Source organism: Yersinia massiliensis CCUG 53443, assembly GCF_000312485.1.
In the GTDB taxonomy this organism is placed as follows: domain Bacteria; phylum Pseudomonadota; class Gammaproteobacteria; order Enterobacterales; family Enterobacteriaceae; genus Yersinia; species Yersinia massiliensis.
The window spans coordinates 110,803-125,172 of record NZ_HE997649.1 but is presented as its reverse complement, the minus strand read 5'-3'; the positions used below and the strand labels follow the sequence as shown (position 1 = coordinate 125,172).

Genomic DNA, 14,370 nt, shown 5'->3' with positions numbered 1-14,370 from the left:
ATGCTCGCCATTCATCTTATCAGGAGGAGCGAATATGCCATCTTTCGACATTGTATCTGAAATTGATATGCAGGAAGTGCGTAACGCTGTTGAAAACGCCACCCGTGATCTGGCGAACCGCTGGGATTTCCGGAATGTCCCAGCAAGTTTTGAGTTAAATGAGAAGAACGAAAGCATCAAAGTAGCCAGTGAATCTGATTTTCAGGTGGAACAGCTATTAGATATTTTGCGTGCTCAATTGAGTAAACGTGGTATTGAAGGTGCAGCCCTTGAGATCCCAGAAGAGATGGATCGCAGTGGCAAAACCTACAGCGTGGAAGCAAAACTGAAACAAGGGATTGAGAGTGCGCAGGCCAAGAAACTCGTGAAGCTGATTAAAGACAGCAAACTTAAAGTTCAGGCTCAGATTCAAGGTGAGCAGGTGCGAGTGACCGGTAAAGCACGTGATGATTTACAGGGTGTGATGGCACTGATTCGCGGCGCTGATCTTGGTCAACCCTTCCAGTTCAATAATTTCCGCGACTAATTTTAGCGGGGATTAATGATCAGCTAAATCAGGTACAACAGCTATGTACCTGATTTAGGCTTATATCGCGTTAACTAACTGTTCGAGCTGGCTGCGATTGGTTTTTTTGGTATCCACTTTCACGTAGGCACTGCGTTCTGCAGTCACAACAACGGCTTCTGTCACACCTGGCTGAGCTTTAATCCTCTCTTCCAATGCTGAGTCTTTCACCGCTAATTCTGACAGTGTGATTCGCAGGCTACTGACATAAGGTGGTTCCTGCATCGTAGTACTGATAGCAAACCAGACCAAGGCGATGACTGCACCGGCGGCAAATACCATGCTTGCCCCCCCCATTCCGAAGACCAGACCACCCAAACTGCCACCGATAGCGACACCAATAAACTGGCTGGTGGAGTAAATACCCATAGCCGTTCCTTTGTAGCCAGCAGGGGACTCTTTGCTAATCAGTGATGGCAATATAGCTTCCATCACATTGAATGCAATAAAGAATAGCTGTACACCCGCGATGATCACCCACAATTGCTGTCCCGCTGACCACAGCACGACTTCTGCGGCAAATAGCACAGCCACACAGCCCATAAAGACCTGCTTCATTCGGCGTTTAACTTCAGCATAAATAATGAAGGGTACTACGGCGGCGAATGAAACCAACATGGTAACCAAATAGACAATCCAGTGCTGGGCTGGTGCTAATCCTGCACTCGCCATAATCTGGGGTAATGCCACAAAACTCGACATCAATAAGATATGCAAGCACATGATGCCAAAGTTAAGTTTAAGTAGCCGGCTGTTATTAAGAACTTTGGTGACGCTGCCCTTAACGATACTAGATTCACGGTTGAGCACATGCCTATCAGCATTTGGCACAACAGCTAGCGTAATCACAATGCCTAACAGCGCCAGCAGTGCAATCGCCCAGAACAGCGCCTGTAGGCCAAAGGCATGGGTAACGATAGGCCCGAGCACCATTGCGATGGCAAAAGTGACGCCAAAACTGACACCGATAAATGCCATGGCTTTTGTACGGTTTTGCTCTCGTGTCAGATCTGACAGCAGAGCCATAACTGCTGCTGCGATTGCACCGGAACCTTGTAATGCCCGGCCAAGAATAATGCCCCAAATGGAATCACTCAACGCGGCAATAACACTACCGAGGGCAAATATGAGCAAACCACCGACGATGAGAGGCTTGCGGCCAATGCGATCAGAGACTAATCCGAATGGAATCTGGAAAATTGCTTGAGCCAAGCCATAAATACCAATAGCGAGACCAATCAGTGCCTCGCTGGCTCCGGAAAGCGCCATACCATAGGTGGTTAGAACAGGTAAAACCATAAACATGCCGAGCATGCGCAGTGAAAATACCGTTCCCAGCCCCCAAGTCGCCCGAAGCTCTAACGGGGTCATTTTGTTATCGTTCATTACCACCTCAAAAAAACAATCTGCGCCATTGTAATGATGTTATGGGCAACGGGTAAATCGATTGATCAATAGAATGTATTACAGGCGATATTTTAAGCAGAATATAAGTGATGTATGGCTTGGGTAAGCACAGATGATGAGGAAAAGAGGGGTAATTGTTATGGGACCAACAAAACTGAAATGGCCAATAAAGGTTCAAAGATATGAAGATAGATAGGGAAGGGCGGAAATAAAAAAGTGGCCTGCAAGCTATAGACCTGCAGGCCACTTCACGTTCTTCGGTATGCTTCTTTTATCGGATCAATATTATCCGACGTAAGTCAGTAATCCTGCCGAGGAAGGAACATTAAAATCAACTGACATCATGACGCTCAATGACGTAATGGCAATGATAGAGAATACAAAGAGTTTTCTCGCCCATACGATGTCATTGGTTGCTTTATAACCGCGTAATGCCATGCCTAGCCACCAAACACTGACTGCTGCAGCAACGACTAGGTATTTATAGCCGGCATAGCCACTCAGTGTCAGCATCAGGGTTGCCACCATAAATGCCAGAATATAAAGGGTGATATGGTTTTTGGTGACCGATATTCCTTTTATGACGGGCAATACTGGAATGTTGGCAGCCTGATAATCCTTAAAGCGGAAGATCGCAATGGCATAAGAATGCGGCATTTGCCACAGGCTAAAGATCAGCAACAGGATCAATGCACCCATATCGAACTGACCCGTCACAGCGCAGTAGCCAATGACGGGCGGTGCAGCACCCGATAAACTGCCAATCAACGTCCCGTAGACTGATTTACGTTTCATGTAGAGGCTATAAACCCCGACATAGATAACGAAACCAATGACTGCCAGCATCATCGCTAATGCATTTGCGGCGACATAAAGCAGCAGCATGCCAGCAATACCCAATACTGAAGCATAAATCAGGCTCACTTTCGGATCGATAAGCCCTTTTACCAGGACGCGATTCTTCGTTCTCTCCATGATACGGTCGATATCACGGTCGATATAGTTGTTAAACACACACCCGGAGGCGACAACTAACGAGACACCGAACAGGGTGGCGAGAAATAGGGGGTAATCAATCACGCCCTTGGACGCAAGAAGAAATCCCCCAACGACAGAAATTAAATTGCCGAAGATAATTCCTGGTTTAGTTACTTGCAGGTATTGCTTAATCATCACATGCAGCTCTTTAGTCAACCATCATATTGATGTTGAGGTTGTACATAATCCAGAGTGAGCCCACAACAACGATTGCAATAATCATAGCGGTGAACAGGAACGCCACCAGATTCCAACGCTCTTCGGATGATCCATTCATATGCAGGAAGTACACTAAGTGCACGATAATCTGCACAACGGCTAAACCGACAACAGTGGCCAGAATAGTGGTATGAGAGGCAGTCCCGCTCATGACCATAGCGAATGGAATAACGGTCAGAATGACCGATAGGATGAAGCCAATAATATATGACTTCAAACTACCGTGGCTGGCTCCACCGTGAGACGTTGTTGAATGGCTAGATGTTGGATGGCTCATTACATGGCTCCTAACAGATAGACAACGGTGAATACGCAGATCCAGACCACATCCAAGAAATGCCAGAACAAGCTTAGGCACATCAGACGGGTACGGTTCGTTTCATTCAGGCCGCGTTTTGCTACTTGGATCATCATAATGATGATCCAAACCAAGCCTGCGGTAACGTGAATACCGTGGGTGGCGACCAATGCGAAGAAACTAGACAAGAACGCACTGCGATCTGGGCCGTAACCTTCGGCAATCAGATGATGGAATTCATAGATCTCCATCGCCACAAAGCCCAGACCGAACAAGAATGTCAGACCCAACCAAGTATTCACTTGGTTTTTGTGGCCCTTATTCATGCCCAGCATAGCGATGCCGTAAGTGATACTACTGAACAGCAACAGGAAAGTTTCGACCAGAACAAAGTTTAAATCGAAGATATCCCGTCCAGAAGGACCGCCAGCTGTTCCGTTTACCAGTACTGCATAGGTTGCGAACAAGGTCGCAAACAAAATACAGTCGCTCATCAGGTAGATCCAGAAGCCGAATACTTTGGTGGCTCCTGCATCGTGATGCCCATGCTCGACATGGGCGACGTTATGGTTAGTCAGAGTCTCAGTTGACATGATTCACGCCTGCTTTGCTGATTTGTTCATGATGAAGATCTTCAATGCGCTCAATTTCTGCAACTGGCACATAGTAATCAACATCCTCGTCGAAGCTTTTCACAATCCAGGTCACAATCATGCCGACGAAGCCAACAATGGCCAGCCACCAGATATACCAGATCATGGCAAAGCCAAAGATCAAGCTGAAGCCAGCAATAATCACACCTGCGCCAGTATTCTTCGGCATGTGGATTTCTTCATATTTCGCCGGACGTTTGTACGCTTCGCCTTTCTCTTTCATGTCCCAGAACTCATCACGGTCAGTCACTTCAGGTACTACTGCGAAGTTATAGAACGGTGGTGGGGAAGAGGTAGACCACTCCAACGTACGGCCACCCCATGGGTCACCGGTCAGGTCGCGGTTCTGTTCACGGTCACGGATACTGACGAAGACCTGAATAACTTGACACAAAATACCGCACGCAATCAGTGCTGCACCACCAGCGGCCACCATTAACATCGGATGGAACTCTGGATTGATGTCTTGGCTTAAACGACGGGTCATCCCCATAAAGCCCAGTACGTACAGCGGCATGAAGGCAACGAAGAAACCAATGATCCAGAACCAGAACGCACGGATGCCCCATTTCTCATTCAGCGTAAAGCCGAAGGACTTAGGCCACCAGTAAGTCAGGCCAGCGAAGCAACCGAAGACCACACCACCGATAATAACGTTATGGAAGTGGGCAATCAGGAACAAGCTGTTATGCAGAACAAAGTTTGCACCCGGAACAGCAAGCAGAACACCAGTCATCCCACCGATAGAGAAGGTGATGATGAAACCAACAGTCCACAGCATTGCTGAGTTAAACTGAATACGGCCTTGGTACATAGTGAACAGCCAGTTGAATATTTTCACCCCTGTCGGGATGGAAATGATCATCGTGGCGATACCGAAGAAGGCGTTAACGTTAGCACCGGACCCCATGGTAAAGAAGTGGTGCAGCCAAACGATAAACGACAATACGGTAATCGCGATGGTTGCCCAAACTAATGAGGTGTAACCAAACAGACGTTTTCTTGAGAAGGTTGCGGTAACTTCAGAGAACACCCCGAACACCGGCAGAACCAAAATGTACACTTCCGGATGGCCCCAGGCCCAAATCAGGTTGATGTACATCATCATGTTGCCACCCATATCATTAGTGAAGAAATGGGTGCCAAGGTAACGATCCAGTGTCAGTAACGCGACGGTGACTGTCAGAATCGGGAAAGAAACGATAATCAAAATGTTGGTACAAAGTGCCGCCCATGTGAAGACAGGCATCTTCATCATAGACATACCTGGCGCGCGCATCTTCAAAATAGTAGCGAAGAAGTTAACACCGGTCAGCAAGGTCCCTAAACCGGAGATCTGTAGACTCCAGATCCAGTAATCGACCCCGACACCTGGGTTGTACTCGATACCCGATAGCGGCGGATAAGCTAACCAACCAGTTTGTGCAAACTCACCGACTCCCAGAGATATGTTAATTAACACCACTCCGACTACGAAGAACCAGAAACTGAGTGAGTTCAGGAACGGGAAGGCAACGTCGCGAGCACCGATTTGTAGCGGTACAACCACGTTCATTAAGCCCACAACAAAAGGCATCGCCATGAAGAAAATCATGATGACGCCGTGAGCGGTGAAAATCTGATCATAATGGTGAGGTGGTAAGAACCCAGCCTCGCCAGCAGAAGCAAGTGCTTGCTGGCTACGCATCATGATGGCGTCGGCAAAACCACGCAAAAGCATGACCATGGCGACCAGAATATACATGATACCGATTTTTTTATGGTCAACTGACGTGAGCCATTCGCTCCATAACCATTTCCATTTGCCGAAATAGGTCAGGGCAGCGACAAGTGCTAACCCACCCAGAACGATTGCAGCAACGGTAACCATAATGATTGGTTCGTGTAGCGGAACCGCATCAAGTGTTAATTTTCCCAACATCGTTTTATTCCTCGGCTCCGGCGTGAGCGGCGTGTTCGCCCATATCCATGCCCTGGCTCATATCCATACCTTTATGGGGATCATTGCCTTTACTGTGCATGTTCATATCACCCATAAATTTGCCAATGATTCCTTTAAACATCTCCGGTTTAACACTGGAGAAATACTCAACCAGGTTATTTTCGCTCGGTTCAGCCAGCTTATTGAAATCGTCAGTGGTATTCAGGGTATTCGGCGATTTTTTCACCTGTGCGACCCATTGGTCGAAGTCTTCTTGCGTTGGTGTTGCAATCGCAGTGAATTTCATACCAGAGAAGCCCTTACCGCTGAAGCTACTGGAAATACCATTGTATTTTCCGGCTTCGTTGGCAATCAGATGCAGCTTGGTTTGCATCCCGGCCATCGCGTAGATTTGCCCGCCTAACTGAGGAATAAAGAACGAGTTCATTACTGAATTAGAGGTGATTTTAAAGTTCACCGGAACACCAGTAGGGAAAGCTAGTTCATTTACTGTAGCGATACCTTGTTCTGGATAGATAAATAACCATTTCCAGTCAAGGGAGACCACTTCAATGGTAATCGGCTCTTTGCCGGCCACTTCAAGTGGTTTGAACGGGTCAAGTTCATGAGAAGTTTTCCAAGTTATCGTCGCCAAAATCGCGATAATAATGATTGGAACAGCCCATACAACAAGCTCAATTTTGTTGGAATGGGACCAGTTGGGGGTGTAGGTCGCACTTTTGTTGGACGCGCGATACTTCCATGCAAAAGCGAACGCCATAAAAATAACCGGAATCACGACGATCAACATCAAACCGATAGCAGTGAGTATCAGTGTTTTTTGTTCGACTCCGATTGCGCCTTTGGGATTCATCAATACCATATCGCAACCACTAAGCATTACCGTGGCTGCAAATAAAGACAACATACCCATATTTTTAATGTATTTCTTAAGTCTCATCTAACGACCTCAATAACAAAAGGGCTCTATTGTCGTTTCATGTGTGCGGGCATTTTACGGGAAGGTTGCGAGACTGTAAACATGCTTAAGATTGTGTCAGCGGCTTGTTGACACTTTATGTTAAGGGGGTCACAGATGTTGAATGGCGTGATAATTTACTAATAGCAACAATATGTTGGCGCTAAGCTTGGGTAATCACACAGAGATATTAAGGAAAAACAACGGTAATTAGCGTTTTATTCAGGTGGAATACTGATTTTAAATTCGTCAGTAGACTTATTTTCTGTGAAAAATATGTGATGAGAAAGTAAATTAAAATATATCCCAAGGTGACCTATTTCGGCACCTCGGGATCATTTAGTTAGAAATTATATTTAATTGAATAAATGATACCATCTTGTAAAAAATCTTCGCCTAATTTGTTATAGGCATAACGATACTGAATACCCGTGGTGAATTGCTTAATAGGTGTCCACCAGAGTGCGATGGCACCATTTACCCCGTTGCGCCCTCCATTGCCTGCGGCGTAGCGTTCTGCGCGGTTGAACTCCAGTTCATTCCAGTTGGTGATACTAAATTTCTCATCAAACGCAGTAAAATCATAACCAGCAACCCAGCCTACGACATAACCGTTATTGCCTGAGTAGTAAGTCTGGTCGACATAGTGCAGTGCAACGAAAGGCTTCATCCACACGCCAGCGATCGTTGCATTATAGCCAACACCATACAGCGTATTGACTTCATGGAAGTTGTTGTAATCGTTACCTTCGGCGCTTGGCAGTGAGTAGGTACCATAGACGTGACCATAAAGATTGAAGCCAGTATCACCTAAATAGTAGCGACCTGTGGTTTTAAAAGTATAACGCTGGTTGTCACCCGGTTGAGCCGTTTTGGAATTGAACGGGTTTTCTAAATCAAAGAAGCCGTAGATCTCACCCCAGCTATAACCCGCACCGCCTTCTAATTCAATATAAGCAAAGTCATCTTTATGCGAGGAATCACCTGATTTATGCGTAGTACTGCGCGTCCAGTCAAGATAGTTCATGCTGATATTACCGAACCCCCATTGGTATTCAGCTTGTACGGCTGGCGCTAAAGTAACCGTGCTCAGTGCGATAGCACCGATAAGAATTTTACGCATAAATGCCTCTGTGCAGTTGAAAGATGTCAGTGAAAACAAAAGGACACAGTCCTTAACAAAAAGTGCGCTCATCATAATCTCACCGCACGAAAGGATAAACCCACCAAGGTGACCTTGATCTCGTTTTGAATATATTGTTTTGCAACTGTTACTTGTTCATGTGACATGGATCACTAATTTTGCGGGGTGGTTTCAAAAAGGTTTATCGGGAGAGGCTGTTTTATTGACTGATAAAAACAAAAAAGGCCGGTGTTAATGCCAGCCTTTGAATGTTAGTTCAGTGGATTAAGCTAGTTTTTCTCGCCGAAGCGCCAGGTAATCCAATACGCCACCGAGAACCATTCCGACCACGCTAAGCTGAATGCCTCGCAGTAGCAAAATGTCCGCTATTTGTGGTGCCGTGGTCCAATCCAACGCGTTACTTATCAGTAGAATCAACCACGCAGAAAGCAATATACAACCTACGGTTAAGAAGCGTAGTGCCCAACGATAAGCCGTTTTAAATTCAGTTCTTGGCATAAACTCATCTGTCTGCTGAGTATGTTCGAGAGTTTGACGACAAACATAGAGCAACAATAAGCCGGGGACGGCTGCGGCAATAGAGAATATGTAAAACTGAGGCCAGCCATGGGTTTCAACAAACCAGCCAGCGATAGGGCCGACGTAAACACGACCGACTGCGGATAGCGCAGAAAGCAAAGCAAACTGCGTGGCAGAAAAGGACTTGTTACACAGCGTCATGAGTAAGGCGACGAACGCCGCAGTTCCCATTCCTCCACAGAGGTTTTCTAGGAAGATAGCGCTGCCCATCGAGAATATATTCTTATCAGTGATGGATAAAATCCAATAGCCCACATTGGAAATGGCTTGTAAAATGCCAAATATCATTAATGCTCGGAATAAGCTCAACCGCTGCATTAACAGACCGCCATAAAGCGCACCAATAATGGTGGCAACCAATCCTAGCGTTTTATTGACCAGACCCACTTCACCGGCATCGAATCCAACACCACGTATCAAGAAGGTCGTGCTCAGACTCGCCGCAAAAGCATCGCCCATTTTGTAAAACACAATTAGCAGGAGAATTAGCCATGCATTGTTGCGGCCAAAGAAATCACGTAATGGGGCAACGACTGCTTGCTCCAATGTTTTGGGTGGGGCAATGCGAATATCGGGTTCGGGGGCGAATAGGGTGGCAAATACCCCAATGAGCATCAACCCAGCCATTAACCAGTAGGTTGATTGCCAGCCGAGGTAACGATCGGCTATCCACAGCGCTAATCCGCCTGAAACCAACATGGCCAGACGATAACCTAAGACTGAAACTGCCGCGCCAGTGCCTCGTTCCTCAGATGTAAGTAAATCGGTCTTATAGGCATCAAAAACGATATCTTGAGATGCAGAGCAAAATGCGACTAATACGGCGATAGCCGCTAGCCACCATAAATGCTTAGCAGGCTCCATAAAGCCCATCGCGATAATTGCTATGATCAATAGTACTTGGCTAATCAATAACCAACCGCGTCTACGGCCAAGAAACGACGGTGTGTAACGGTCCATCAGGGGGGACCAGAGGAACTTAAATACATAAGCTTGACCAACCAGAGAAAAAATACCAATGGTTTTCAGATCGACGTTTTCAACAGTCATCCAAGCTTGTAGCGTCCCACCGGTCAGGGCTAAAGGTAGGCCCGAAGCAAACCCCAATAGCAGCAGAATAAGTGAATTACGTTGGGTAAAAAGGTTTGAATAGCGATTGGACATGTGAGACCTACATGCTCCACCCGATCAAATAGGGCGGAGCATTCTGTTAAGCGGTAATAATGGTGCTAAGCAAACGCCTTATTAGCGCGCGTTTTGTTTGATAAAGCTGCTGACACTGGTGTCTTGCGCCATATCTGCAATCACATCGCTTAGCACGGTATTGACGGCATCAGTGATTTTTTCGTTAGTGGCAGTAAATGCACCTTGGACATTGTAACTGGCGCGATAGTTTTTCACCTGTTTATTGCCATTTTTCGCGGTGGCGGTAATAGAGATATCCGCTTTAGTGGTGATGTTATAACGCAGATTACCTTCCTGAACATCGGCGAAGAGTTGATTCACAACAATTTGCAAATCAACAGGGGCATCGGAGCCGATCATATAGCCACGAGCCGTCATCTGTTTTTCTAACACTTCTTGTAACAAGAAACGAAGGTCGCGAGAAGGCGTTAACACCACCAGTTGCCCATCACGGTTGACTCTCGCCAGAGCGGAATCTTGACGTTGATCAGCACCATTGATACTGATAGTGACTCCCATTAAAGTTGGATCTTGCGGTGGCAATACCACTTTGGGCGTGACATTCAATGTGTTGTTGCTGGCAGCACAACCCGCCAGGATAAAAACAGCCAACAGCGGGAAAAGAATTTTCTTTAGCATGTTCACTTTATCTCAATAGTTATGGAATTCTTTAATAATCAGAGCGGGATAGCAGCCATGTTATTTTGCAAGTTTGCAATGGCGACATCATAGCACCGGGATTGGCCGGTGGAAGATCCCGATGCAGAGAATTTCAGCAAAAAAGGCAATTTATACTCAAGCGGGAGTGTAATTGACATAAAGACCTTACAAGTCACGTTTTTGCCTGACTATCAGATTCACCTCATATCTAACGTTAGTTTCATACCCTCAGTGACCTGACAGTAGATATACGGGCTATTTTGTATCTGAAATGTTATAAAACAGCGAAAATCAGCTAATATTGCATTAGAGAGTAGGCAGTTTTCTGCCTTGGCAGTAAGGAGAATATGATGATTTTGATTCGAGAACAAATTGAAGAAAAACTTAGAAAGGCATTCGAACCGGATCATCTGGAGGTCATTAATGAAAGCTACCGCCACAATGTTCCTGCGGGTTCTGAAAGCCATTTTAAAATCGTGATCGTTAGTAATAAATTTCAAGATCAACGCTTTCTGAGTCGTCATCGTGCCATTTATAGTGTGTTAGCTGATGAGCTGGCTGGCAGTGTTCATGCGCTGGCTTTGCACACTTACACATCAAAAGAGTGGGCTGGGTTACAAGATACGGTTCCCGATTCCCCGTCTTGTCGTGGTGCAGGGACATTGGCTTAAACTGTGGATTTAATCAAAAACAGACTGGATAACAGTAGTAATTCTGGCCTGATTTAGGGTATTAGTAGATGAGAATTTCGCAAGCGGCCTATGGGCCGCTTGTTTTTCTGTATAGGCGACACCGCTGTTTTTATTCGTGCGTGACAGAAGTTTTAGCCGAGGGAACGATTCACGCGTGAATTTTACCGCGACAACATTCGCTTGCTTTCCTCGACTCATACCTTGAGCGCCGCTATAATGTCGCGTCTTATTTTTCCGGAATGGTTTCGGGACGCTTCTGACATCTGGGATACTCGGTTCTGTTTAATGCGGCCGTCCCGGTTCTTAGAGGGTGTTTTCAGAGTTTGCATCATTCCTGAAAAGGTAAATGGTGCTGCTTCGTTTGCAGCTTCTGGAGTTGACCGAGCACTGTGATTTTTTTGAGGTAACAAGATGCAAGTTTCTGTTGAAACCACTCAAGGCCTTGGCCGCCGTGTAACAATTACTGTTGCTGCTGACAGCATTGAGAAAGCAGTAAAAAGTGAATTAGTGAAAGCCGCTAAAAGTGTTCGTATTGACGGTTTCCGTAAAGGCCATGTGCCAATGAACATCGTTGAACAGCGCTATGGCGCATCTGTTCGCCAAGACGTACTGGGTGACCTGATGCAACGTAATTTCGTTGACACGATCATTAAAGAAAAAATTAATCCAGCTGGCGCGCCAAATTATGTGCCAGGTGAATACAAGCAGGGTGAAGATTTTACTTTCTCTGTTGAGTTTGAAGTGTACCCAGAAGTTGAGCTGAAAGATCTGGAAAGCATTGAAGTCGAAAAGCCAGTTGTTGAAGTCAATGACGCTGACGTTGATACCATGCTGGAAACTCTGCGTAAGCAACAAGCAACGTGGAAAGACACTGATGCTGCAGCAACGGCTGAAGATCGCGTAACACTGGATTTCACCGGTTCTATCGACGGTGAAGTATTCGAAGGTGGTAAAGCGACTGATTTCGTGCTGGCAATGGGTCAGGGTCGTATGATCCCAGGCTTCGAAGACGGTGTTATCGGCCATAAAGCCGGTGAAGAGTTCGTCATCGACGTTAACTTCCCAGAAGATTACCACGCAGAAAATCTGAAAGGTAAATCAGCTAAATTCGACATCGTGTTGAAGAAAGTTGAAGTGCGTGAGTTGCCAGAATTGACTGAAGAATTTATCAAACGTTTCGGCGTTGCTGATGGTTCAGTTGCGGGTCTGCGTGCCGAAGTGCGTAAAAACATGGAACGTGAGCTGAAAGGCGCGGTACGTAACCGTGTTAAAACTCAGGCAATCGACGGTTTAGTCAGTGCAAATGAAATCGACGTTCCTGCTGCACTGGTTGAAGGTGAAATCGATGTTCTGCGCCGTCAAGCTGCTCAGCGTTTCGGTGGTAATGAGAAGCAAGCTGCTGAACTGCCACGTGAACTGTTTGAAGAACAAGCGAAACGTCGTGTTGTTGTCGGTCTGCTGTTGGGCGAAGTTATCAGCAAGCATGAGCTGAAAGCTGATGAAGATCGTGTTAAGGCATTGATCGAAGAAATGGCTTCTGCTTACGAAGATCCGCAAGAAGTTGTTGAGTTCTACAGCAAAAACAAAGAGCTGATGAACAACATGCGCAGTGTTGCTCTGGAAGAACAAGCGGTAGAAACTCTGCTGGCTAAAGCCAAAGTGACTGAAAAACCAACGACCTTCAGTGAGCTGATGAATCAGACCACTAATGCGTAATGTTTTTTAGCGCATCAAGCTGGATATAACCCATCTCCTAAAATTGGAAAGGGTGTAACAGTTTTGATTGATGAAGCCCGTTGCCTTTGGCCACGGGCTTTTCTTTTGGTAACAACAATCACTCAATAGTATGATTAATCTGGCATGTTGCTGTGTAATTTGCGCTATATTTGACAAGTGAGATACGGATAAAAAGCAATTTGGCGTCTGGATTAGGGTAGGGATAGCGAACGGTTGTTAGGCTAAAAAATATGAGGGGACTTGAAAAAGAAGATTAATCCCCCAATTTATTTAGTGAACGTTCATAAGATGTTGATGAAACACTGGCTGATTACCGCTGTAGAGTGTGTCTGGATAACCAGGCAGTTTGCACGCACCTTGATGCATGGACATAGTCATCATTACTTATCTCAAGTAGAATCGGTTATGAATGGCGCCAAAGTAAATTCTATTAGGAGACGGTAATGTCATACAGTGGCGAACGAGATCAATTTGCACCTAACATGGCTCTGGTGCCAATGGTGGTTGAGCAGACTTCACGTGGGGAGCGTTCTTACGATATCTTCTCTCGTCTGCTTAAAGAACGTATTATTTTCCTGACCGGTCAGGTTGAAGACCATATGGCCAACCTGATTACAGCGCAGATGCTGTTTCTGGAAGCAGAAAACCCAGAGAAAGATATATTCCTGTATATCAACTCACCAGGTGGGGTGATTACGGCTGGGATGTCAATTTATGACACCATGCAATTTATTAAGCCTGATGTCAGCACTATCTGTATGGGGCAAGCGTGCTCAATGGGGGCATTTCTGTTGACGGCTGGCGCGAAAGGTAAGCGTTTCTGCTTGCCGAATTCACGGGTAATGATTCACCAACCGTTGGGCGGTTTCCAAGGCCAAGCCACAGATATTGAAATTCATGCAAGAGAGATTTTAAAAGTGAAATCACGCATGAATGACCTGATGGCACTTCACACGGGGAAATCTCTTGAAGAAATAGAGAGAGACACTGAGCGCGACCGTTTCTTGTCAGCCGAAGAGGCTGTAGAATATGGATTAGTGGATTCCGTGTTCACCCGTCGTGACTAACGACTTATTTCTGTGAGCCGATAGACTATAATTGGATGTAAATAGAACAGGTCGTGTGTGTTATTAGAATAAATTGTGGCGCTTAAGGCGCTTAATGACTGATTGTTCGTACACGACCCAATATATCGGCTGCCTGTTGAAGGCTAACGTGGTGTCCAGAAATAGCGATAATAGTCTCCCTGCCACTGTGTTTTTGGGTGTGGCAGATACTGAAAAAGAGGTTTAC

13 protein-coding genes are annotated in these 14,370 nt (G+C 45.9%); 4 read left to right on the top strand and 9 right to left on the bottom strand.

The window, feature by feature from the left end; genetic code table 11:
- Positions 1-34 precede the first annotated feature (34 nt).
- Positions 35-526, top strand: a complete 492-nt coding sequence (locus BN68_RS19700; RefSeq protein ID WP_019212911.1) for a YajQ family cyclic di-GMP-binding protein — start codon at positions 35-37, stop codon at positions 524-526.
- 60 nt (positions 527-586) lie between these two features.
- Here BN68_RS19700 and BN68_RS19695 read toward each other — a convergent pair whose 3' ends face one another.
- The 9 genes from BN68_RS19695 to BN68_RS19655 form a co-directional block, all read right to left on the bottom strand.
- Complete coding sequence (locus BN68_RS19695; protein ID WP_019212910.1) at positions 587-1,951, bottom strand: MFS transporter; 1,365 nt, start codon at positions 1,949-1,951, stop codon at positions 587-589.
- Positions 1,952-2,257: 306 nt separating this feature from the next.
- Entirely contained in the window at positions 2,258-3,145 is an 888-nt protein-coding gene (gene cyoE, locus BN68_RS19690) for a heme o synthase (RefSeq protein WP_019212909.1), read from the bottom strand.
- A 13-nt stretch (positions 3,146-3,158) separates the two neighbouring features.
- The gene (locus BN68_RS19685; RefSeq protein WP_019212908.1) at positions 3,159-3,506 is read right to left on the bottom strand and encodes a cytochrome o ubiquinol oxidase subunit IV; all 348 of its coding nucleotides are present in this window, start codon (positions 3,504-3,506) and stop codon (positions 3,159-3,161) included.
- Positions 3,506-4,120 carry a cytochrome o ubiquinol oxidase subunit III gene (locus tag BN68_RS19680; RefSeq protein WP_019212907.1) on the bottom strand — a complete coding sequence of 205 codons (615 nt, stop codon included), beginning with the start codon at positions 4,118-4,120 and terminating at the stop codon, positions 3,506-3,508. The genes BN68_RS19685 and BN68_RS19680 overlap by 1 nt, the downstream gene beginning before the upstream one ends.
- The gene (gene cyoB, locus BN68_RS19675) at positions 4,110-6,101 is read right to left on the bottom strand and encodes a cytochrome o ubiquinol oxidase subunit I (RefSeq protein WP_019212906.1); all 1,992 of its coding nucleotides are present in this window, start codon (positions 6,099-6,101) and stop codon (positions 4,110-4,112) included. The genes BN68_RS19680 and cyoB overlap by 11 nt, the downstream gene beginning before the upstream one ends.
- A gap of 4 nt (positions 6,102-6,105) precedes the next feature.
- A complete protein-coding gene (gene cyoA, locus BN68_RS19670; protein ID WP_019212905.1) occupies positions 6,106-7,062 on the bottom strand; it encodes a cytochrome o ubiquinol oxidase subunit II in 957 nt (318 codons plus the stop codon).
- A 361-nt stretch (positions 7,063-7,423) separates the two neighbouring features.
- Positions 7,424-8,203 carry a nucleoside-specific channel-forming Tsx family protein gene (locus BN68_RS19665; protein ID WP_019212904.1) on the bottom strand — a complete coding sequence of 260 codons (780 nt, stop codon included), beginning with the start codon at positions 8,201-8,203 and terminating at the stop codon, positions 7,424-7,426.
- 285 nt (positions 8,204-8,488) lie between these two features.
- Positions 8,489-9,967 (bottom strand): muropeptide MFS transporter AmpG, encoded by a 1,479-nt coding sequence (gene ampG, locus BN68_RS19660; protein ID WP_019212903.1) that lies wholly within the window; start codon positions 9,965-9,967, stop codon positions 8,489-8,491.
- An 81-nt stretch (positions 9,968-10,048) separates the two neighbouring features.
- Positions 10,049-10,627, bottom strand: a complete 579-nt coding sequence (locus BN68_RS19655) for a lipoprotein (RefSeq protein WP_019212902.1) — start codon at positions 10,625-10,627, stop codon at positions 10,049-10,051.
- Between the two features lie 371 nt (positions 10,628-10,998).
- On the opposite strand from BN68_RS19655, the gene bolA reads away from it, so the two are divergent.
- The 3 genes from bolA to clpP all read left to right on the top strand — a co-directional run bounded on the left by bolA (position 10,999) and on the right by clpP (position 14,144).
- Positions 10,999-11,319 (top strand): transcriptional regulator BolA, encoded by a 321-nt coding sequence (gene bolA, locus BN68_RS19650; RefSeq protein ID WP_019212901.1) that lies wholly within the window; start codon positions 10,999-11,001, stop codon positions 11,317-11,319.
- Positions 11,320-11,751: 432 nt separating this feature from the next.
- Entirely contained in the window at positions 11,752-13,056 is a 1,305-nt protein-coding gene (gene tig / locus BN68_RS19645; protein ID WP_019212900.1) for a trigger factor, read from the top strand.
- Between the two features lie 464 nt (positions 13,057-13,520).
- Entirely contained in the window at positions 13,521-14,144 is a 624-nt protein-coding gene (clpP, locus tag BN68_RS19640; RefSeq protein WP_019212899.1) for an ATP-dependent Clp endopeptidase proteolytic subunit ClpP, read from the top strand.
- Positions 14,145-14,370: the final 226 nt, after the last annotated feature.

Excerpts from the sequence above, each read along its gene's own strand:
- tig (WP_019212900.1), top strand. The coding sequence starts at position 11,752 with ATGCAAGTTTCTGTTGAAACCACTCAAGGCCTTGGCCGCCGTGTAACA.
- BN68_RS19655 (WP_019212902.1), bottom strand. The coding sequence starts at position 10,627 with ATGCTAAAGAAAATTCTTTTCCCGCTGTTGGCTGTTTTTATCCTGGCG.
- BN68_RS19685 (WP_019212908.1), bottom strand. The coding sequence starts at position 3,506 with ATGAGCCATCCAACATCTAGCCATTCAACAACGTCTCACGGTGGAGCC.
- ampG (WP_019212903.1), bottom strand. The coding sequence starts at position 9,967 with ATGTCCAATCGCTATTCAAACCTTTTTACCCAACGTAATTCACTTATT.
- BN68_RS19700 (WP_019212911.1), top strand. The coding sequence starts at position 35 with ATGCCATCTTTCGACATTGTATCTGAAATTGATATGCAGGAAGTGCGT.
- cyoE (WP_019212909.1), bottom strand. The coding sequence starts at position 3,145 with ATGATTAAGCAATACCTGCAAGTAACTAAACCAGGAATTATCTTCGGC.
- clpP (WP_019212899.1), top strand. The coding sequence starts at position 13,521 with ATGTCATACAGTGGCGAACGAGATCAATTTGCACCTAACATGGCTCTG.
- bolA (WP_019212901.1), top strand. The coding sequence starts at position 10,999 with ATGATTTTGATTCGAGAACAAATTGAAGAAAAACTTAGAAAGGCATTC.
- cyoA (WP_019212905.1), bottom strand. The coding sequence starts at position 7,062 with ATGAGACTTAAGAAATACATTAAAAATATGGGTATGTTGTCTTTATTT.
- BN68_RS19680 (WP_019212907.1), bottom strand. The coding sequence starts at position 4,120 with ATGTCAACTGAGACTCTGACTAACCATAACGTCGCCCATGTCGAGCAT.
- cyoB (WP_019212906.1), bottom strand. The coding sequence starts at position 6,101 with ATGTTGGGAAAATTAACACTTGATGCGGTTCCGCTACACGAACCAATC.
- BN68_RS19665 (WP_019212904.1), bottom strand. The coding sequence starts at position 8,203 with ATGCGTAAAATTCTTATCGGTGCTATCGCACTGAGCACGGTTACTTTA.
- BN68_RS19695 (WP_019212910.1), bottom strand. The coding sequence starts at position 1,951 with ATGAACGATAACAAAATGACCCCGTTAGAGCTTCGGGCGACTTGGGGG.